General features: G+C 44.7%; 18 protein-coding genes. 9 read left to right on the top strand and 9 right to left on the bottom strand.

The features are described from left to right. Nucleotides 1-247 precede the first annotated feature (247 nt). A protein-coding gene (locus BMZ28_RS14915; protein WP_114987154.1) for an IS3 family transposase occupies nt 248-1,425 on the top strand; the annotation gives its coding sequence in 2 pieces (ribosomal slippage) (nt 248-506 and nt 506-1,425; 1,179 coding nt in all). A gap of 54 nt (nt 1,426-1,479) precedes the next feature. Next, nucleotides 1,480-2,412 carry an alpha/beta hydrolase family protein gene (locus tag BMZ28_RS14910; protein WP_074824407.1) on the top strand — a complete coding sequence of 311 codons (933 nt, stop codon included), beginning with the start codon at nt 1,480-1,482 and terminating at the stop codon, nt 2,410-2,412. 52 nt (nt 2,413-2,464) lie between these two features. On the opposite strand, the gene aqpZ is transcribed toward BMZ28_RS14910, so the two are convergent. Then, nucleotides 2,465-3,166: an aquaporin Z gene (gene aqpZ / locus BMZ28_RS14905; RefSeq protein WP_047782201.1), complete on the bottom strand. Its 702-nt coding sequence runs from the start codon at nt 3,164-3,166 to the stop codon at nt 2,465-2,467. Between the two features lie 407 nt (nt 3,167-3,573). On the opposite strand from aqpZ, the gene BMZ28_RS14900 reads away from it, so the two are divergent. Next, on the top strand, nt 3,574-4,125 hold the full coding sequence (locus BMZ28_RS14900) for a zf-TFIIB domain-containing protein (protein ID WP_074824404.1): 552 nt from the start codon (nt 3,574-3,576) through the stop codon (nt 4,123-4,125). A gap of 52 nt (nt 4,126-4,177) precedes the next feature. Here the strand turns inward: BMZ28_RS14900 and BMZ28_RS14895 are convergent, their stop codons facing one another. The 3 genes from BMZ28_RS14895 to acs are packed head-to-tail and all read right to left on the bottom strand — an operon-like array spanning nt 4,178 to nt 8,154. Continuing rightward, nucleotides 4,178-5,833: a cation acetate symporter gene (locus BMZ28_RS14895; RefSeq protein WP_074824401.1), complete on the bottom strand. Its 1,656-nt coding sequence runs from the start codon at nt 5,831-5,833 to the stop codon at nt 4,178-4,180. Continuing rightward, nucleotides 5,830-6,141 (bottom strand): DUF485 domain-containing protein, encoded by a 312-nt coding sequence (locus BMZ28_RS14890; protein WP_047782198.1) that lies wholly within the window; start codon nt 6,139-6,141, stop codon nt 5,830-5,832. Before BMZ28_RS14890 ends, BMZ28_RS14895 begins: the two co-directional genes overlap by 4 nt. Before the next feature lie 54 nt (nt 6,142-6,195). Further along, complete coding sequence (gene acs, locus BMZ28_RS14885; protein WP_074824398.1) at nt 6,196-8,154, bottom strand: acetate--CoA ligase; 1,959 nt, start codon at nt 8,152-8,154, stop codon at nt 6,196-6,198. Nucleotides 8,155-8,995: 841 nt separating this feature from the next. On the opposite strand from acs, the gene gltP reads away from it, so the two are divergent. The 3 genes from gltP (at nt 8,996) to BMZ28_RS14870 (ending at nt 12,489) form a co-directional block, all read left to right on the top strand. After that, nucleotides 8,996-10,297: a glutamate/aspartate:proton symporter GltP gene (gltP, locus tag BMZ28_RS14880; RefSeq protein ID WP_047782196.1), complete on the top strand. Its 1,302-nt coding sequence runs from the start codon at nt 8,996-8,998 to the stop codon at nt 10,295-10,297. A 173-nt stretch (nt 10,298-10,470) separates the two neighbouring features. Continuing rightward, nucleotides 10,471-11,073, top strand: a complete 603-nt coding sequence (locus BMZ28_RS14875; RefSeq protein ID WP_158487448.1) for a TetR family transcriptional regulator — start codon at nt 10,471-10,473, stop codon at nt 11,071-11,073. 84 nt (nt 11,074-11,157) lie between these two features. Next, entirely contained in the window at nt 11,158-12,489 is a 1,332-nt protein-coding gene (locus BMZ28_RS14870) for an MATE family efflux transporter (protein WP_074824393.1), read from the top strand. Between the two features lie 69 nt (nt 12,490-12,558). Here the strand turns inward: BMZ28_RS14870 and BMZ28_RS14865 are convergent, their stop codons facing one another. From BMZ28_RS14865 to BMZ28_RS14855, 3 genes are all read right to left on the bottom strand, one after another. Next, nucleotides 12,559-12,882 (bottom strand): AzlD domain-containing protein, encoded by a 324-nt coding sequence (locus tag BMZ28_RS14865; protein ID WP_074824388.1) that lies wholly within the window; start codon nt 12,880-12,882, stop codon nt 12,559-12,561. Continuing rightward, complete coding sequence (locus BMZ28_RS14860; protein ID WP_074824384.1) at nt 12,879-13,595, bottom strand: AzlC family ABC transporter permease; 717 nt, start codon at nt 13,593-13,595, stop codon at nt 12,879-12,881. The genes BMZ28_RS14865 and BMZ28_RS14860 overlap by 4 nt, the downstream gene beginning before the upstream one ends. 96 nt (nt 13,596-13,691) lie before the next feature. Beyond that, the gene (locus BMZ28_RS14855) at nt 13,692-14,591 is read right to left on the bottom strand and encodes an AraC family transcriptional regulator (RefSeq protein ID WP_248296112.1); all 900 of its coding nucleotides are present in this window, start codon (nt 14,589-14,591) and stop codon (nt 13,692-13,694) included. A 210-nt stretch (nt 14,592-14,801) separates the two neighbouring features. Here BMZ28_RS14855 and BMZ28_RS14850 point away from each other — a divergent pair, with 210 nt between their 5' ends. After that, the gene (locus BMZ28_RS14850; protein WP_047782191.1) at nt 14,802-15,383 is read left to right on the top strand and encodes an NAD(P)H-dependent oxidoreductase; all 582 of its coding nucleotides are present in this window, start codon (nt 14,802-14,804) and stop codon (nt 15,381-15,383) included. Between the two features lie 313 nt (nt 15,384-15,696). Here the strand turns inward: BMZ28_RS14850 and ycaC are convergent, their stop codons facing one another. Further along, complete coding sequence (gene ycaC / locus BMZ28_RS14845) at nt 15,697-16,314, bottom strand: isochorismate family cysteine hydrolase YcaC (RefSeq protein WP_047782190.1); 618 nt, start codon at nt 16,312-16,314, stop codon at nt 15,697-15,699. Nucleotides 16,315-16,382: 68 nt separating this feature from the next. Beyond that, on the bottom strand, nt 16,383-17,249 hold the full coding sequence (locus BMZ28_RS14840; protein ID WP_074824381.1) for a pirin family protein: 867 nt from the start codon (nt 17,247-17,249) through the stop codon (nt 16,383-16,385). 108 nt (nt 17,250-17,357) lie between these two features. Between BMZ28_RS14840 and BMZ28_RS14835 the strand changes: the two genes are divergently transcribed. Together BMZ28_RS14835 and rnz are read left to right on the top strand one after the other, a co-directional pair. Beyond that, on the top strand, nt 17,358-18,281 hold the full coding sequence (locus BMZ28_RS14835; protein WP_074824379.1) for a LysR family transcriptional regulator: 924 nt from the start codon (nt 17,358-17,360) through the stop codon (nt 18,279-18,281). 22 nt (nt 18,282-18,303) lie between these two features. Beyond that, nucleotides 18,304-19,218 carry a ribonuclease Z gene (gene rnz, locus BMZ28_RS14830; RefSeq protein ID WP_074824376.1) on the top strand — a complete coding sequence of 305 codons (915 nt, stop codon included), beginning with the start codon at nt 18,304-18,306 and terminating at the stop codon, nt 19,216-19,218. The last annotated feature ends 228 nt before the right edge of the window (nt 19,219-19,446 follow it).

The raw sequence follows: 19,446 nt of genomic DNA, 5'->3' as shown, positions 1-19,446 counted from the left end.
AATCTGAGGGAGAGACGGGCGTGGGGGTCGTAGCAGCTTTAGCTGCCGGAGTGCCCGTAGCGCGGCTAGGCCCGAAGCTCGCCAGGCTTAATACCCGCGTATTTTCGGTTAGGCCCGAATCTCATCGGGCTCACTACCAGCGTGTTCCTAGCTAAACGGATACTTTACCGATACTGTAGTGGCATAGTTAATTTGGCCACCTGAATAGAGGTGATATCATCGCCTCATAGTCAAAACAGGTGACACAATGATCAGAAATAGCAGACGTAATTTCAGCCCAGAGTTCAGACTTGAGGCTGCTCAGTTAGTTCTCGACCAACACTACACCGTTACCGCAGCGGCTACGGCAATGAATGTCGGTAAATCTACAATGGATAAATGGGTTCGCCAACTTAAAGAAGAACGCGCAGGGAAATCCCCGAAAGCCTCTCCGATGACACCTGAGCAACTTCGCATTCGGGAATTAGAAAAACGCCTACAACGTATTGAAATGGAAAACGATATATTAAAAAAGGCTACCGCGCTCTTGATGTCAGACTCCCTGAACAATTCTCGTTAGTTGAGAGACTCAGGACGCGGTTTCCTGTTGCTTTCATTTGCAATGTGTTCGGGATCCATCGCAGTAGCTATCGGTACTGGATAAGCCGACCGCAGAAACCTGATGCAAAACACATCGTTATACTAAGCCTGGTTCGTGAAGTTCATCATGCCAGCAATGGCTCTGCGGGAGCCCGAAGCATTGCCGATATGGTCAGCGGAAGAGGTGTTCCGTTGAGCCGTTGGCGAGCCAGTAAGCTAATGAAAGAGCTTAATATTGTTAGTTGCCAGCAACCGAAGTATCGTTGCAGGAAAGCCACAAAAGAGCGTGTAGATATCCCTAATCATCTGGACCGACAGTTTGCAGTGACTGAGCCCAATCAGACCTGGTGTGGTGACGTGACATACATCTGGACGGGTAAACGCTGGGCTTATCTGGCGGTTGTTTTGGATTTATTTTCCCGCAAGCCAATAGGCTGGGCGATGTCGTTTTCTCCAGACTCAGTACTGACAGGAAAAGCATTAACGATGGCCTGGGAATCTCGGAGGAAGCCGGCTGGCGTTATGTATCATTCTGACCAGGGAAGTCACTATACCAGTAGGGAATTCAGACGGTTACTGTGGCGTTATCGGATAAAACAAAGTATGAGTCGGCGAGGGAATTGCTGGGACAACAGCCCGATGGAACGATTTTTTCGCAGTCTGAAATCAGAATGGGTACCCAACTGTGGATACGCTAATTTTAGTGAAGCAAATATGGCCATAACGAATTACATCATTGGTTATTACAGCCAGCTCAGACCCCACCAATATAATGGTGGATTAACACCCAATGAATCAGAGCGATTGTTCTGGGAAAACTCTAAAACTGTGGCTAATTTTTGTTGACCACTACATACTGATTGTCTAATCTTTACTATTGATGTGCATAAGGATAGGCAAATGATTCTTAGACTGCTGTTTTCAATATCATTACTTCTACCGTTAAGCTCTTTTTCTGCCGAATTATTAAACAGAGAAGATGGCTCCGCTATCACTTACTATCTGGAACGTAATTCTACGTCCGATAAATCTCCCGTATTACTCGTCATTATTCAAGGTTCTGACTGCAATAGCGTGTCTAAAAATCGCTTGATTAAAAATCAGTTGAAGTATGTATGGCCTCAGGCTGATGTACTTACGGTAGAAAAATATGGGATTGATTCAACGCTGGTATATAGCGATTCCGTTGAGCGTGAGGATTGCCCTAAACAATACATGCAGAGGGATAATCTAGAACAGCGGGTTACGGATATAAAGCAGGTTATGGATGTTAGTAGAGATAAATATCATTACGGTAGCGTTATTGTATTAGGAGGAAGTGAAGGGGCAGTGGTGGCTAATATACTGGCTTCAAAAGTGGATTACATTGATGCTACCGTGTCATTTAGTGGCGGTGGACGTTGGTTTAAGGATGATGTCTTGCACAGTATGTCAGTTGATACTGATAATCCCTCAAAAGTTAAGGAAGATGCGGCCAATTTCGGAGAAATGGTGAAATATATTCTATCCGCTAAGCCTTTCGAACTGGAAATGAGCAATCATGGGTATGGTTGGTGGCGTAGTGTGTTAAGCGTCGATCAGCAGGTAGTACTGAGTTCAGTAACATCACCGGTTTTAATTATTCAGGGTGGAAAGGATACCTCGGTACCACCAAAAAAAGTTAGTCAAATGATAGAGATATTACAGGGAGCAGGCAAAAATAATATCGATTACCTGTTTTATCCCGAATTGGATCATGTTTTGCAGGATAAAGAAGGAAATAGCCAAATGTCAGAGGTTGCTAAAGAGATAAATATTTGGCTTAAGAAGGTGATGCGAAATAGCGGTAATTAAATAAGGATATAGCGCCTGCCATGATAAACAACAGGCGCTATACAGATCGATATTAGTCAGCTTTCTTACTTTCCAGCAGGAAACGATAGATTAAACCACCGATAACACCGCCGATTAATGGAACCAGCCAGAACATCCATAACTGCTCAAGTGCCCAACCACCTTGGAAAATAGCTACACCAGTACTACGTGCTGGGTTAACTGAGGTATTGGTAACAGGAATGCTGATTAAGTGAATTAGCGTCAGGCCAAGACCGATAGCCAAAGGCGCGAAACCCGCTGGAGCGCGTTTATCTGTTGCACCATGAATAATGATTAGGAAGAAGGCAGTTAATACCAACTCAGCAACGATAGCGGCCTGTAAAGAGAATCCACCCGGAGAATGTTCACCGTATCCGTTAGAGGCAAAACCGCTGGCGCTGGCATCAAAACCTGCTTTACCGTCGGCAATAACCCATAATACCGCTGCGGCAGCAATGGCACCAATAACCTGAGCGATAATGTAAGGAACAACGTCTTTTGCTGGGAAACGACCACCGGCAAACAGGCCAAGAGTAACCGCTGGATTAAAATGGCCGCCAGAAATGTGACCAACAGCATAAGCCATTGTTAATACAGTCAGACCGAATGCAAGAGCAACACCGGCAAAACCGATGCCTAAGCCCGGAAATGCAGCCGCCAGAACTGCGCTGCCGCAACCACCAAAAACCAACCAAAAAGTACCGAAGAATTCGGCAGATAATCTTTTAAACATAATGCAGTTTCCTTAAAAATATAAATATACATACTGGTTTGGGGCATGCTTATTGTGAATATAGTCCATTATGGTGGCCTAACCAGAGTGTAACTAGCTGCTGAATATTATTTAAATATGCGGATTAGATCACAAAAAAACTGTTACATTAATTATTGAATTAGAATTTAATTTTAATATATTGATAATAAACAATATTTTTTCGTATTTCATGAAATTGATGTTTGATTATTCATCATTCAGATGATATTTTATTCAATATTACGATTTTTTATGCTGATAATATTTATATTTTGATATTATTTGATGCACTTTATTACTACTTTAATATCTGTAATTGCAATTCTGTTGCACTTTAAGCAGATGTTATTTTCAAAGAGTTGCTTTCAAGGAAAGAGAGATAATTAATGCAATGTCCAAAATGTAAAACTGGCGTGTTACAACCGACTCGTTTGGATAATCTGATACCAGTTCATACCTGTAATGCTTGTGGTGGAAACTGGCTGATATTAGAAGACTATCTAAGATACAAAGGGCAGTTACCAGAGTCTGCTGAATTGCCGAATGATGTGGTTGTTAAAAGTGAGGAAACCAAATCAGCGTTACTCTGTCCGGTTACTGGTTCACTGATGCTTAAATTCCGCATATCTAAAGATACTGAACATCGTTTGGATTTAAGCCCGAAAGTAAACGGTATTTGGTTGGATAAAGGTGAATGGGAGCTGTTAAACGCCCATGGTCTGGCCGACAAATTAAATGCTATTTTTACCGATGTATGGCAGAGGCAGATTCGGGAAGCCCATACTCAGGCGCAGTTTGATGAAATGTATCTGAGTCAGTTTGGTCAGGAAGACTATGACAAAGTTAAAGATCTACGTGAATGGCTACAGCAACATCCGCAAAAAGATCGATTAAAGGCATTCCTGTTGGCAGATAATCCTTGGTCAGCGGTTAAGTAGTGATATGAAAAAATTAAAGGCGCTTTAGCGCCTTTAATGACATGAATCAAGGCTAATGAGATACGCTTTCCGATGCGCCATAACCAGTTTGTGAACGGATAAACTGCGGATAGAAAAGTTGTCGTTCTTGTATCGCACTTTGTGATGAATCAGTGATGGAGAAGAACCAAGTCCCAAAGAATGCAATGGTCATCGAAAATAGTGCCGGATATTCATAAGGGTAAATCGGTTTAGCATGTCCAAGGATCTGCACCCAAATGGTTGGTCCAAGGATCATCATGGTTACCGCGCTGATCAATCCCAACCAGCCGCCAATCATGGCTCCCCGGGTGGTTAATCTACGCCAGTACATAGATAGTATAATAATGGGGAAGTTACAGCTGGCAGCGATAGAGAATGCCAAACCTACCATGAAAGCGATATTCTGCTTTTCAAATAGAATTCCCAGCCCGATAGCCACAAATCCTAAGACAATCGTTGTGACTTTAGAGACCTTGAGCTCATCGCGTTCGGTGGCCTTGCCCTGTTTAATCACATTAGCATACAGGTCGTGGGAAACGGCGGATGCACCCGCTAAGGTTAAACCAGCCACCACTGCCAGTATGGTGGCAAAGGCAACGGCAGAGATAAAGCCGAGGAAGAAACTACCGCCAACCGCATCAGCAAGATGCACGGCAGCCATATTATTTCCACCAATTAGCGCGCCGGCAGCATCTTTAAATATCGGGTTTCCGCCCACCAGAAAGATGGCGCCAAATCCAATGATAAAGGTCAGAATATAGAAGTAGCCGATGAAACCGGTAGCGTAGAATACGCTTTTACGCGCTTCCTTCGCATCACTGACGGTAAAGAAACGCATAAGAATATGCGGTAATCCAGCCGTACCGAACATTAAGGCCAGACCAAGAGAAAGGGCGGAGATTGGATCGGAAACTAATCCACCTGGACTCATAATAGCCACCCCTTTAGGGCTGGTTTTGATCGCCTGCACAAACAGTTCATTGAAATTGAAGTTTACGGACTTCATAACCATGATAGCCATAAAGCTGGCGCCAGCCAGTAGCAATACGGCTTTGATAATTTGTACCCACGTGGTGGCTAACATACCGCCAAACAGGACGTACAGCACCATCAAGATACCGACTAGCACCACCGCGACATGGTAGTTCAGGCCGAATAGCAGCTGAATTAACTTACCGGCTCCAACCATTTGGGCAATCAAATATAGAGCAACCACCACCAGCGAGCCACAAGCGGATAGGGTGCGGATTTCCTTCTGTTTTAAACGGTAGGAGGCGACATCGGCAAAGGTATATTTGCCTAGATTACGTAGGCGTTCGGCAATCAGAAACAGAATGATTGGCCAACCAATCAGAAAGCCAATGGAATAGATCAGACCGTCATAGCCGGATGTGTAAACCAAAGCTGAGATGCCGAGGAAGGAGGCGGCGGACATAAAATCACCGGCGATGGCCAGCCCATTTTGTAGACCGGTAATCTTACCTCCTGCCGTATAGTAGTCAGAGCGAGAACGGGTGCGCTTGGAAGCCCAATAAGTAATGTAGAGCGTTGCCCCGACAAACAGAACAAACATAATGATAGCTTCGATATTAAGCGGTTGGCGCTTCACCTCGCCGCTGATACCTTCAGCAAAAACCATTGGTGATATAGCTAATAGGGGTAATAGAGAGAGAGGGCGCATTTTCATTGGTGTGCCTCATCGAGTATTTTGGCATTAATTTCATCAAACTCTCTATTGGCGCGGTAGACATAAATTCCGGTCAATAAAAATGAAGTAATAATCAGGCCGATGCCCACGGGGATCCCCCGGGTGATACTGGTCCCTTCTGCAATGGGGGTGCCCAGCCACTGAGGTTCAAAGGCGATCAGTAGGATAAAACCTACATAGAGTGCCAGTGTGATAAACGAGAGCGACCAAGCGAATCTATCTCGTTTGCGCACCAAGTCTTTGAAGCGCGGGTTACTTTCAATCCGTTGATAAATGTGTTCATTCATCAGAGCGTCTCCTGTGAGATATCGATTGAATATCGCCGCGCGAAGCGGCGTAGTCTATGAGGCGACTTTCATTAACTCCTTTTCCTGCAGCAATTTTTCTACGACGCTAGGGTCGGCAAGGGTTGAGATGTCACCCAGGTTACTGGTATCGCCTTCGGCGATTTTCCGCAGAATACGGCGCATGATTTTTCCTGAACGTGTTTTTGGCAGCGTTTGGGTCCAGTGCAGAATATCCGGGGTGGCAATAGGGCCGATTTCTTTACGCACCCACTTGATGACGTTATCGTAGAGTTCATCATTGGGTTCGACGCCATTGTTCAACGTGATATAGGCGTAGATAGCCTGCCCTTTAATGTAATGGGGAATACCAACCACGGCGGCTTCAGCAATTTGTGGATGGGCTACCAGAGCGGATTCAATCTCAGCAGTACCCAGACGATGGCCTGATACGTTGAGCACATCATCAACTCGTCCGGTAATCCAGTAATAGCCATCTTCATCACGGCGGGCGCCGTCACCGCTGAAATAGGTACCTTTAAACGATGAAAAATAGGTTTGTTCAAACCGCTCGTGGTCGCCATAAAGGGTGCGAGCCTGTCCCGGCCAAGAGTCGGTAATCACCAGATTACCCTCACAGGTATCGGTAAGTATATTGCCATCGTTATCCACTAAAGCAGGCTGAACACCGAAGAACGGTAGAGTTGCTGATCCAGCTTTAAGCTCGGTGGCTCCGGGTAGCGGGGTTAACATAAAACCGCCAGTTTCCGTTTGCCACCAGGTATCAACAATTGGGCATTTTCCATTACCGATGGTGTAGTAATACCATTCCCAGGCTTCAGGATTTATGGGCTCGCCAACGGTGCCCATAATTCTTAATGAACTCCGTTTGGTATCGGCGATGGCCAGATCGCCCTGCGCCATTAGAGAACGGATGGCCGTCGGCGCGGTATAAAGAATATTAACTTGATGCTTGTCCACAACTTGAGACATGCGATTAGGGCCCGGATAAGTCAATAAGCCTTCAAACAATAGCGTCGTGGCCCCATTGCTTAGTGGGCCGTACAGCGCATAACTATGGCCGGTTACCCAGCCCATATCGGCGGTACACCAGTAAATTTCGCCATCGTGGTAATCAAACGTGTATTTAAAGGTGAGAGAGGCATAAACCAGATAGCCGCCAGTGGTATGCAGCACGCCTTTTGGCTTGCCGGTTGAACCGGAGGTATAAAGAATAAACAATGGATTTTCTGCCGGTAATTCTACTGGTGGGCAATCATCGCTCGCCAGATCTTCCAACTCATGCCACCACAAATCGTGCCCGACTTTCCAATTAATGGTGTTACCGGTTCTTTTAAAGACAATGGTGTGTTCTATGCTCTTCACATTGGGATTGGATAGCGCATCATCAATGTTTTTCTTTAAAGGAATGGTCTTATTCGCACGCAGACCTTCATCTGCGGTAATGAGTAGCCGTGCATTGGAATCGATAATACGTCCGGATATGGCTTCCGGAGAAAAGCCGGCAAAGATCACCGAATGGATTAATCCAATACGCGCGCAGGCCAGCATCGCGATGGCGGTTTCGGGAACCATCGGCATATAAATAGCGACGACATCGCCCCGTTGTAACCCCAGCGATTTCAGAACATTGGCAAATTTACAGACTCGCTGATGGAGTTGGCGATAGGTGATTTTTTGCGTTTCAGAACCATCATCACTCTCCCAAATGATGGCGGTTTGCTCCCCTCGAGTTACTAAATGGCGATCCAGACAGTTAGCCGATAAGTTAAGCGTACCATCTTCAAACCAACGGATATCAATATTGCCCGGTGCAAATGAAGTATTTTTAACTTTGGTATAAGGTTTGATCCAATCAACAATTTTTCCCTGTTCAGCCCAGAATTCATCGGGATTTTGCACCGATTGCTGATACATCGCTTGGTATTGTTGTTTATTTATCAGTGCGTTTTCTGCTATAGCAGCAGGAACGGGATGCTTATGAACAGTGCTCATTATTGTCCCTCTTTATATTTGTTAATATTATGTAATCTAGTTGTTATTTAAACTTTGCGCACATCTTATGTTCGTTTTTTGCGCGGAAGATCACGCTTCGTTATAGATGATCGTGATGTGTGGTAAGTTAATTTATTAATAACTTAATTAATCAAAAGGTTTTTTTAATAAATACGATTATTTATTCTGAATGACCTGATGATAACCCTCCCCATTCTTTCAGAAGATGGATTATCATTCATTTGTGTTAATTGCTTGGTTAAATTGAGTATAGCGCTGATATACAAATGGATAGGAATTAAACGACCTATATGTTGAATTGGGTAAAACCCATACTTTATTGTGCCTTTTTATCGCATTTTTACACATCTGGGTGATTAAAATAGTCAGAGTGACCAATATAAGAACTTATTGCTTTCTTATTAGCCAGATGTCGTCAGGTTTTTTAGTCGCTTTCAGTCCACTTTAATTTAATTTTAATTGTTATTAATCAATTAATTATATGTAATTTAATGATGGGTTAATCATGCCGGTAGCAACTCGCCAACATCCGAATATTCTCGGTGTGTTTCTACTGCCCAGATAGCTATCTTGTACGGTTTTCACTAGTGAATTCGTCTGAATTGCAGTGATTATGTAAAGAAAAATGTAATTTTCATGCATAAGATGCTAAAAAGAGCGCCGGAGATCTTTACCGATTATTTTCAATAGTAAGAAAAAGGGGAGTGGACCATTTGGCGGCGAAGTTTAAGTTCCTGAACCCCGCATAAAAATAATGATAACACCTTACCTTAAGGTGAGCCTGCAAACAGGCGTTTAACGAGATTGAAGGATGTTTTATATGAAAGGTTTTAAAGTAAGTTTAGCTTGGCAGATTCTGATTGCTCTGGTTCTCGGGGTGATTGTTGGTTCGATCATGCATGGAGGAACCTCAACCGATTGGTTAGTGGCGAATTTCTTCAAGCCTGCTGGCGACATTTTTATCCGTTTAATTAAGATGATTGTTGTGCCTATTGTTGTATCAACGCTGGTGGTTGGTATTGCAGGGGTTGGCGATGCCAAGAAGTTAGGCCGCATCGGATTGAAAACCATTATTTATTTTGAAGTTATCACTACTATAGCCATCGTTATTGGTTTAGTGGCGGCTAATGTTTTTCAACCCGGTCACGGTATCGATATGTCCCAACTACATAAGGTGGACATATCTCAATATAAAGCAACAACGGCAGAAGTGCAGAGTGGCGCTCATAGCCTAGTTATCACTCTTATGTCGTTAATTCCGACGAATATATTCCAAGCGCTGGCCAAAGGCGAGATGCTCCCGATTATCTTCTTCTCAGTTTTGTTTGGCTTAGGATTGTCATCCTTGCCTAAAGAGACCCGTGCGCCGTTACTGAACGTGTTCAGATCGATGTCTGAAACCATGTTTAGAGTGACCCATATGATCATGCGTTATGCGCCGGTGGGCGTGTTTGCACTGATTTCTGTTACCGTAGCAAATTTTGGTTTCTCTTCCCTGATTCCATTGGTGAAACTCGTGGTCTTGGTTTATGCCGCGATTCTATTCTTCGGATTAGTGGTGTTAGGTACGGTCGCTCGCATTTGTGGATTGCGTATTTGGACGTTAATTCGCATTCTGAAAGACGAACTGATTTTGGCCTATTCAACATCAAGTTCTGAAACAGTGTTACCAAGAATTATCGAGAAAATGGAAGCCTATGGTGCACCTAAAGCCATCACTGGTTTTGTGGTACCAACCGGTTATTCCTTTAACCTTGACGGTTCAACCCTGTATCAGAGTATTGCTGCCATCTTTATTGCTCAGCTATACGGCATTGAGTTGTCGTTAATGCAGGAGATCACACTGGTATTAACCCTGATGGTGACCTCGAAAGGTATCGCTGGCGTACCGGGCGTTTCATTTGTCGTTCTGTTGGCAACCTTGGGCAGTGTGGGCATTCCACTTGATGGCCTGATGTTTATTGCTGGTGTTGACCGCATTATGGATATGGCTCGTACAGCTTTAAACGTGGTTGGTAATGCGTTAGCGGTGCTGGTGATTGCCAAGTGGGAAAGACAGTTTGATAAAGACAAAGCCCGCGCTTATGAAGTTGAAATGATTGGCAAGTCACACATTGCTTAGCTACTGACTGATTGATAAACAAAAAAGCCACCCTCTTTTAATGGTGGCTTTTTTATTGGTAAAGCGTCTTGGATTGTTGTTTCTCTGGTATCTGAAAAATTATGGACAGATGTTCAAGTTGAACGTATGATCAACTTCGTTTTAATTCCGAACTCAGGTGTATTATGTCCTATATGGCGAAAGATGAACGCCGCGCTGCCATTCTCGAAGCGGCGATTAAGGTCGCGCTCAAAGAAGGACTAATGAATATTACTACCCGTAAAGTGAGCGCCGAATTAGGTGCTGCAACGGGGATAATTCACCATCACTTCGCCTCAACGGTTGAATTAAGACAGGAAGTATTCCGCCAGTTTACTCTGCAATCTCATCAGGCCGTATGCGAGAAAATTACCGGCATGACACCACCAGATCAGCTGTTTCATCTGTTGGACTATTCTGAGACTACCCCGGAAGATCCCGTTAGCCAGCTATGGAACGATGCATGGGCTGAAGCAGTGCGGGATAAACAGCTGGGGCAAGTGTATAGCGATTCATTGAAAGTCCTACATCAAGAAGCGGTACGGATCATCGAACAAGGGTGCCTAACGGGTCATTTCCAACCGGATACCCAGCGGGAAGATATTTCAATTAAAGCCTGGCGATTAATGTCAGTGAGTTTTGGCGCTACGTCGATCTCTGATATTGATTCATCCATTATGCAGCCGATTTCATCGGCAGATCTGCTAAAAAACAGCATCCGCTGTGAATTGGGTGTGAAGGCCGTTGACGACTGGTAGCTGCTAAAAGTTATTGGTTAACGCTTTTTATGGTCATTGGCTGATTTTTTTACACAAACTTATTCAATATATTCAGGATATTTTATGCAAGACAAGCGTATAGGGGCGCTCTTCGCCCGTTATGCTATCCCTGCTCTTATCGCGATGCTGGTCAGCGGAACCTATCAGATAATCGCGGGTATTTTTGTTGGGCGCTATATTGGTAGCGATGGTTTAGCTGCGATTAATTTGGCCTGGCCGTTGGTTGGCGTCATGTTGGCCGTTGGTTTGATGATCGGTATTGGTATCGGTAGTCATGTTTCGCTATCTCGTGGGGCGGGGGAGCGGGATAAAGCTTCGGCTTATATTGGGCAACTGCCGTTATTAGTGATGCTACCGAGCCTTTTACTTAGCGCCATTTTGTATTTCGCCGGATATCAAATTCTGGAGTTTCAGGGCGCAACGGGTAAAGCGCTGGAATACGGATATGACTTTTTGAAGGTCATCGCGTTTTCTACTCCACTGGTGTTAGGCAGTATTGCCGCGCCTTATCTGATGCGTAATCTTAATGCACCTCGTCTGGCAACCACCTTTATGGTGATTGGTGCCCTGATGAATATTGCTCTGGATTATGTATTTATCGTGCATTTTAGAATGGAGCTGGTTGGTGCTGCGTTGGCAACGGTGATTGCGGAAAGCACCGCCATGGTATTGGCGCTATTTTATATTTTTAGCAAGCGTAGTCCGGTTAGGCTGCGTCGTCAGCACTTTAAGTTTCGTTCGGACCTTAGCTGGAATATTTGTAAGAATGGTTCCTCCAGCTTATTTATGTATCTGTATCTTGGTGCGACGATTATTGCCTATAACTTTATGTTTTTACGTTATGGCGGGCCGATTGAAGTGGCAGCCTATGCGGTAACGGGGTATTTGCTGACATTCTATTATTTATTATCAGAAGGCCTGGCCCACGGTATGCAACCCATCGTTAGTCGGTTTTACGGTGAGAAGAACATTGTGGCGGCAAAACAGGTACTCAAACTGGCCATGTCTTTCAGCGTTGGTGGTGGTGTGATATTCACTGCGGCATTACTGCTATTTCCGTCGCTGTTTGCTGGCTTTTTTGCCGGTGATAATGAAAGCCTGCGTCAGGCGATTGTCCACGCTATTCGAATCTCACTCTTTGTCCTGTTTATTCAAGGATTCTTTGTGGTGGCTGAGGCTTTCTTCCAGTCGATTGGCGAGGGGCATAAGGCACTGATTATTACCATCTGTAATATGGTGATTCAGCTACCGTTCCTGTTTATTCTGCCACATTATCTGGATATCAACGGTATTTGGTTGGCGATGCCAATATCGGCGATTGTATTAATGATCCCGGTGGTGTTTTTGTTAATGAAGCAAATTCGTATGCTAAACCAGCAAATTGCGGCTGCATAAGCGTCTGACGCCTGAAGAATTTTTTTCTTCAGGCGTCAGAACGTTCAGAGGACAGTATTTAGGTTATAGCTAAGAAATCAGAATAAACTGTTTGAGTAGCATAAAGATGGCTAAGCTAAGAATCACTGAAACCAGTGTGTTTCTGATAAACATTGCCAGTAATACTGAAATAATGGCACCAACAATATAGGGATTTAATGGCAGATCCCGTAATCCCCCTTCTTCTTGCAGAAAGATTATCGGCCCACAAATAGCCGTTAGAATGGCAGGAATAGAGAAACTCAGCAGTTTTTTAATCGCTGGACTTAATCGGATAGGCAAATTAGGTTCCAGGAAAACATAGCGGTTGAAAAAGACCACCAGCGCAACAATGAATATCGTTAACCAAATCACTCTTTATCTCCCACGATCATTGACGTTATTAATCCTGCAAACATGGCGATAACGCCTGAAATAATTAATGAGCTGGGGACGTGAAAATAACCCAGAACTACCGACAGAATAAGCGCGGTAGCCACACAAACGACAACCGGAAGATTTTTTATCATCGGAACCACAATGACAATAAACGTTGCGGCGATAGAAAAATCTAACCCATAGCTGCCTAAATCTTCTATTTGAGTGGCGGCCAGCACACCCGCCAGGGTTGCCGCAATCCAAAACAGGTAGAAGAACAAACCCACGCCGAGGGCATACCAACGGTCAAATTCTGCGGCGCTGTGTTTACCGATAAGGGCAAACAGCTCGTCGGTTAATAGAAATCCTAATATCAGACGCCATCTCAACGGCAGCGGTGCAATGCGATCGCGCAAAGACAGGCTATACAGCAAATGTTGCGAGGAAATAAAAAAGACCGAAATAATAATCGCCATTATTCCCGCACCGGCCTTAATCATTCCCATGGTTGCCAGTTGAGTCGCTCCGGCAAAGACAATGGCCGATAGCCCAACGCCTTCCGCCGGTGTCAGACCAGTTTCAATGGCCATTGAGCCGGCGAGGATACCCCAAGGTAGTACGGCAAGGCTCAACGGTAGAATGGCGATGCATCCCTTCAGGAAACGGCTCCATCGGTAAGCCGCTCTGTCTTCTGATATTAATTCACTCATAACTATTCTGTTTTATCCGTAAAAATAACTGCGGTCCCTTGTGAGACATAAGGTAGCTTAACTCAGGCTATTTCACCTCAAGGGGATATTGCTGTTTTAAATTGCGCTGTTTGCCAATTCTGGCAATAGGTTTTTAACATACTCTTTGGGGGTTATGCCCATCGATTTTTTAAAATGGCGGTGAAAATGGCTCTGATCGTGAAAGCCGAGCAACATAGCCGTTTCCAATATGCTACACCCATGTTTTAACAGCGTGCGACTTTTTCTGAGTCGGGCTTGAATCTGATAGGCATGGGGAGGCAGCCCGGTCATTTTTTGAAACTGACGTAATAAATAATAAGGGCTGAGGGAGACCAGTGATGAAAGCTCCAGTAACGATATGTTTTCTTCTGGGCAATCGTCCAAAAACGATCTTACTCTGAGGACTTGGCTCTGTGCATTAATCTGAACCGGCGGCGTTATTTTGGTTTTGGCATGTTTCATCATCAGTCGAGCCAAGGCAGAGAAGACGACGCTTTCTTTTAATAACTTATTATTGGCAATAGACAGCAGTTTAAAGGATTGCCTTAATTCCAGAGCCAGCATGGGATCATAGACAACGGCCTCAGGGAAATAGGGGGTTGCCCCCGCTGTTGTCTTCATGTCTTTGGATAAGGATGCCAGTAGCTCTGCCGATGGATACATCGCGTGATAGGACCAGCCATTTTCGGTAGCGGCTCTGCCGGTATGAATATCATCGGCATTGACCAGAATGATACTGTCCTGCGGGGCGATATGGGTTCCGCCGGTACGATAGAAACTCTGGGCACCCTCATTAATCACACCGACGCAAAAGTTTTCATGGCTGTGGCGTGAGAAAGTTTGACGATGATAGCGGGCCTGTAAAACCTCCAGACCACCAAGATCCTCTACATGAGTGAAAGTCACGTTTTCTTTGTGAGTAGTCATGTTCCCCATACCATAAACGCCGTCTTGATTACCTGAATACCATAGCATTCATTTTCCGTCACCCTTTGTACAAAATTGCACTGACCGTTATTTTTTTGGCTTATCCTCAATTGTTGATTTTTAGTCAATTATATTGTGTATTTATTGCGATTTTATTGGTGAATAAGCAGGGCTAGAATAGTTTCATTACATCGGGCTAGCCACTTTCAAGTATTTGGAGCGGGCTGTCGTTTTAAATTCATTAAACAAAGTGAAACTATGAGTAATATTCTGATTATCAATGCAATGAAAAAATATGCTCACTCTAACGGTGAACTGAATCTGACCTTACACCATGCTGCCGCCGACTTTTTAGTTCAGGCTGGGCATCAGGTGCAAGAAACCATTATCGATCACGGCTATAACATTGAAGAAGAGATTGAGAAATATCTTTGGGCGGATACGGTGATTTATCAGCAACCGGGTTGGTGGATGGGTACGCCATGGATCCTGAAAAAATACATTGATGATGTGTTTACCGAAGGGCACGGTCGTTTATATGCCAGCGATGGTCGTACTCGCTCTGATGGTGCCAAAAAATACGGTTCAGGAGGATTGATTCAGGGTAAAACGTATATGCTATCGGTAACCTGGAATGCCCCTCAGGAAGCGTTTGACGATCCTGAACAGTTCTTTGAAGGTGCCGGTGTAGATGGTGTTTATTTGCCGTTCCATAAGGCTAATCAGTTCTTGGGGATGACGCCGCTGCCGACTTTCCTGTGTACCGATGTGATGAAACGTCCGGATGTGGAAAATAACCTTAAGCGTTTACACCAACATTTAACTGAGGTTTTTGCCTGATTTTACCCGGTTAGATAAAAACGGTTATTTTCATGGGTAATGCCAGTCAATTAAGTATTCTTACTCCATCTAACCCGTTATTCCGCTTTTCACCAGAGTGACGATGATGTTTTCAACCGTTCTGTGCCGTCATCCTAGCGAAAGCTAGGATCTCGCCCTTAACCCTTCGGTCATTCACTATATGAATGTTTGTTTCGCCTACGGCTACGCGTTCCAGCTTTTGTTGGGATGTGTATAACAGTACAACGCGTTAAGTCAGTGAATAACAGCGGGCTTTTATTGCCCGCTGTTATTCATCTTTTAGCCAAATGGCTTATTTTTTAACGCTAAAACTTTGTATCAGGTTGGCATAAGCAGGCAGATGTTTGCCGAGAATACCGCCAAAGCCTTCGATATCGTTACGCCAGTCACGATGTAATTCACAACCAACACCGAACCAACTCATCAACTGCGCGCCAGCCTGTGACATGCGATCCCATGCGGCATCGCGGGTTGTTAAGTTAAATGTACCGGAGGCATCGGTGACAACAAATACCTCAAAACCTTCTTCCAGTGCGGAAAGTGCCGGGAAAGCCACACAAACTTCGGTTACCACACCAGCAATCAGCAGCTGCTTTTTACCGGTGGCTTTAATAGCTTTCACAAAGTCTTCGTTATCCCAAGCGTTAATTTGCCCTGGGCGAGCGAAGTAAGGTGCTTCAGGAAACATCTCCTTTAGCTCCGGCACCAGCGGGCCATTAGGACCATCTTCAAAGCTGGTGGTCAGAATGGTTGGCAAATTAAAAAATTTGGCAATATCAGCTAAGGCTAATACGTTATTTTTAAAATCATCGGGGCTGAAGTCACGTACTAATGACAGCAGACCAGCTTGGTGATCGACAAATAATACGGCAACATCATCTTTATTTAGGCGGTTATAGGTAAAAGACATGGTAAATCTCCTGGGTTAAATAGATTAAAATTGTGCTTCGTTAGCTGAACTGTGCCAGAGTTTGGGGATCAGGCAATCATCCCCATTTTTCCCTGATTAAAATCCTCAATTGCTTGTAGGATCTCTTCTTTGGTATTCATTACAAATGGGCCATGACCAACAACCGGCTCATTAATCGGCTCGCCGCTTAATAACAGCACAATGGCGTCATTATTGGCTTCCAGCGTTATCTCACCGCCGTGGTTTTCGAAGCAGATCAGATCGGCTTCACGGGCAATCTGTTGGTCATTAATCAATACGGTACCGCTAACGACCACGAGCAGGGTGTTATGGCCTTCAGGGGCATTAAGGGCGGTACTTCCACCCGCATTTAACTTCACATTCCACATATTAATATCGGTAAAGGTTTTTGCCTGGCCCTTAGTCTGCTGGTATTCACCGGCGACAACGCTAACGGTACCGGCGTTCTGTGGCAGATTAATGACCGGTATTTGCTGGTTGGTAATCGACTGATACCCAGCTGGTGCCGATTTGTCTTTGGCCGGTAAGTTGACCCACAGTTGAACCATATGCAGTTGACCTCCTGAGCGAGCAAAGGCGTCAGAGTGAAACTCTTGATGAACAATGCCCGATCCCGCAGTCATCCACTGCACATCACCGGGGCCAATAACGCCACCCGCTCCCGTTGAGTCGCGGTGTTCTACTTCCCCCTGATAAACCAGTGTTACCGTTTCAAATCCTTTATGCGGATGCTGACCAACGCCGCGATGGGCGGTAGTTGGCGTAAATTCCGCCGGGCCAGCATAGTCCAACAACAGGAATGGACTGATATTTTTTGCCCCCAGGCTTTGATAGGAAAACAGGGAGCGAACAGGGAAGCCGTCACCGACCCAGTGCTGTTTTGGTGCGCCATATACGCCAGAAATCTTTCTCATAACACATACCTATTGGTTTGTTGTTTAGTTGTGAAAATTATAGATATAGAACAATGGATGCGGTAGATTGAAAAGATGAACTAATCGTTCTATTAATGGAACAATGATATGTACGATCTGAATGACCTCTATTTTTATGTTCAAGTGGTGAAATATGGTGGTTTTGCTCCGGCGGGCCGCGCATTAAAGATGCCTAAATCCAAGCTGAGTCGTCATATTGCTCAGTTGGAAGAACGTATCGGTGTACGACTGATTAATCGGTCTACTCGACGGTTTGTGGTGACAGAGGTAGGGCAGATTTATTATCAACATTGTGAGGCGATGTTGATGCAGGCTGATGCTGCGCAGGATGCTATCGATATTACACGTACCGAACCACAGGGTTCGATCCGTCTTAGCTGTGCCACCGGAATGTTGAATTTTCAGGTGGCTAAATTGCTACCGGGATATATGAAGAAGTATCCGAAGGTGAAAATTCATTTAGAAAGCACCGATCGGGCGGTAGATGTGCTAAAAGAAGGTTTCGATATGGCCATTCGGGTGCGTTTTCCTCCGCTGGAAGACAGCGATCTGGTGATGAAAGTATTGGCATCCAGTCCACAGCAGCTGGTTGCCAGCCCGGAGTTGGCCACCCGCTATGGTGGTTGTATTTTGCCGGGGGATTTAAGCCAGATACCCACCCTCGATTGGGGATGGAGTCGACAGGATCATATTTGGCATCTTGAAGGGCCTGATGGTGCGACCGCTGCCATTCACCATAGTCCATGTCTGGTGACTGATGATATGGTCACTTTACGTGAAGCGGCGTTGGCAGGTATTGGGGTAGTTCAATTGCCCTTACTGGTTGTTCATCATGACCTGATGGCGGGTACATTAGTACCGGTTGTTGAAAACTGGCGGCCCAAGTCTGCGGTGGTGCATGTGGTTTTCCCGTCAAGACGGGGTTTATTACCGTCAGTAAGAAGCTTTTTAGATTATCTGTCAGACTGCTTTGGCGAACTGGATTTTATTGGCAATATTGCTGATGAATAAACACATAGAGAAGTGATGCATTATGGAACTGATTTTTTTAGGTACTGGGGCGGGTACGCCAACGAAAGAACGTAATGTCACCAGCATTGCCGTCAATTTATTAGCAGAACGTAATAGTTTCTGGCTATTTGACTGTGGTGAGGGAACCCAGCACCAAATTTTGCATACTTCAATTCGGCTTGGACGTCTGGAAAAGATTTTTATCACTCATTTACACGGCGACCATATTTTTGGCTTGCCGGGATTACTCAGTAGCCGTTCCATGTCCGGCAGTCAGGAACCGCTAACCGTATACGGTCCGCAGGGTATCAAAGAATTTATTGATACTACGCTACGGCTCAGTGGCTCATATTTGACCTATCCATTAAAGGTTGAGGAAATTCAGCCGGGAGAGGTGTTTAAAGATCAACAAATTAGCGTTCAGGCGTTACCACTGACTCATGGCGTAGAGAGTTTTGGTTATCGCATTCAGGAAGCGGATAAACCCGGCACATTGGATGCGGCTAAACTGATTGCTGCCGGCATACCACCTGGCCCACTATTTCAGCGTCTCAAGCAGGGAGAAAGCGTTGAGTTAGAGAATGGTCAGATTATTCATGGTAAAGAGTATCTTGGCCCACCTCAGCAGGGAAAATCACTGGCAATTTTTGGTGATACCGCGCCAACGGAGTACGGCATTGCTTTAGCTCAGGGCGTGGATATTATGGTGCATGAAGCAACGCTGGAAGGGGCAATGGCGGAATTGGCGAATAGCCGAGGGCACTCTACCACCTGTCAGACGGCTGAATTAGCGAAAGCCGCCCACGCTAAAAAGCTGATTATCACACATTTCAGTGCTCGTTATGATCAGAATGAAAGCCACCGTCTGTTGGCGGAATGCCAGCAAATTTTTCCGGCGACGGAATTGGCCTACGATTTGGCAGTTTTTAACGTGTGATTGGTTATCATCCATCATATTTTAATGCTAAGTCGATAAGGCTTTTCCTTTATTTTCCTGTACTAAAGTTCATTATTAAATAAATAATATCTTAGATTTGTCTTTGGCTAGTTGCTATCTTTCATCTTTTTAAAAATGATATTTAGAGGGAGATCAAGCCGTGTTTATTTTTATTTATAATTGGTAGTTATCTGTATTTAATGAATTATTTGTAATGACTTGTATATA

Origin of the sequence: Pragia fontium DSM 5563 = ATCC 49100 (assembly GCF_900112475.1) — a bacterium.
Classification (GTDB): domain Bacteria; phylum Pseudomonadota; class Gammaproteobacteria; order Enterobacterales; family Enterobacteriaceae; genus Pragia; species Pragia fontium.
The sequence above is the reverse complement of the archived record's forward strand: the minus strand, read 5'-3'. Positions and strand labels throughout refer to the sequence as shown.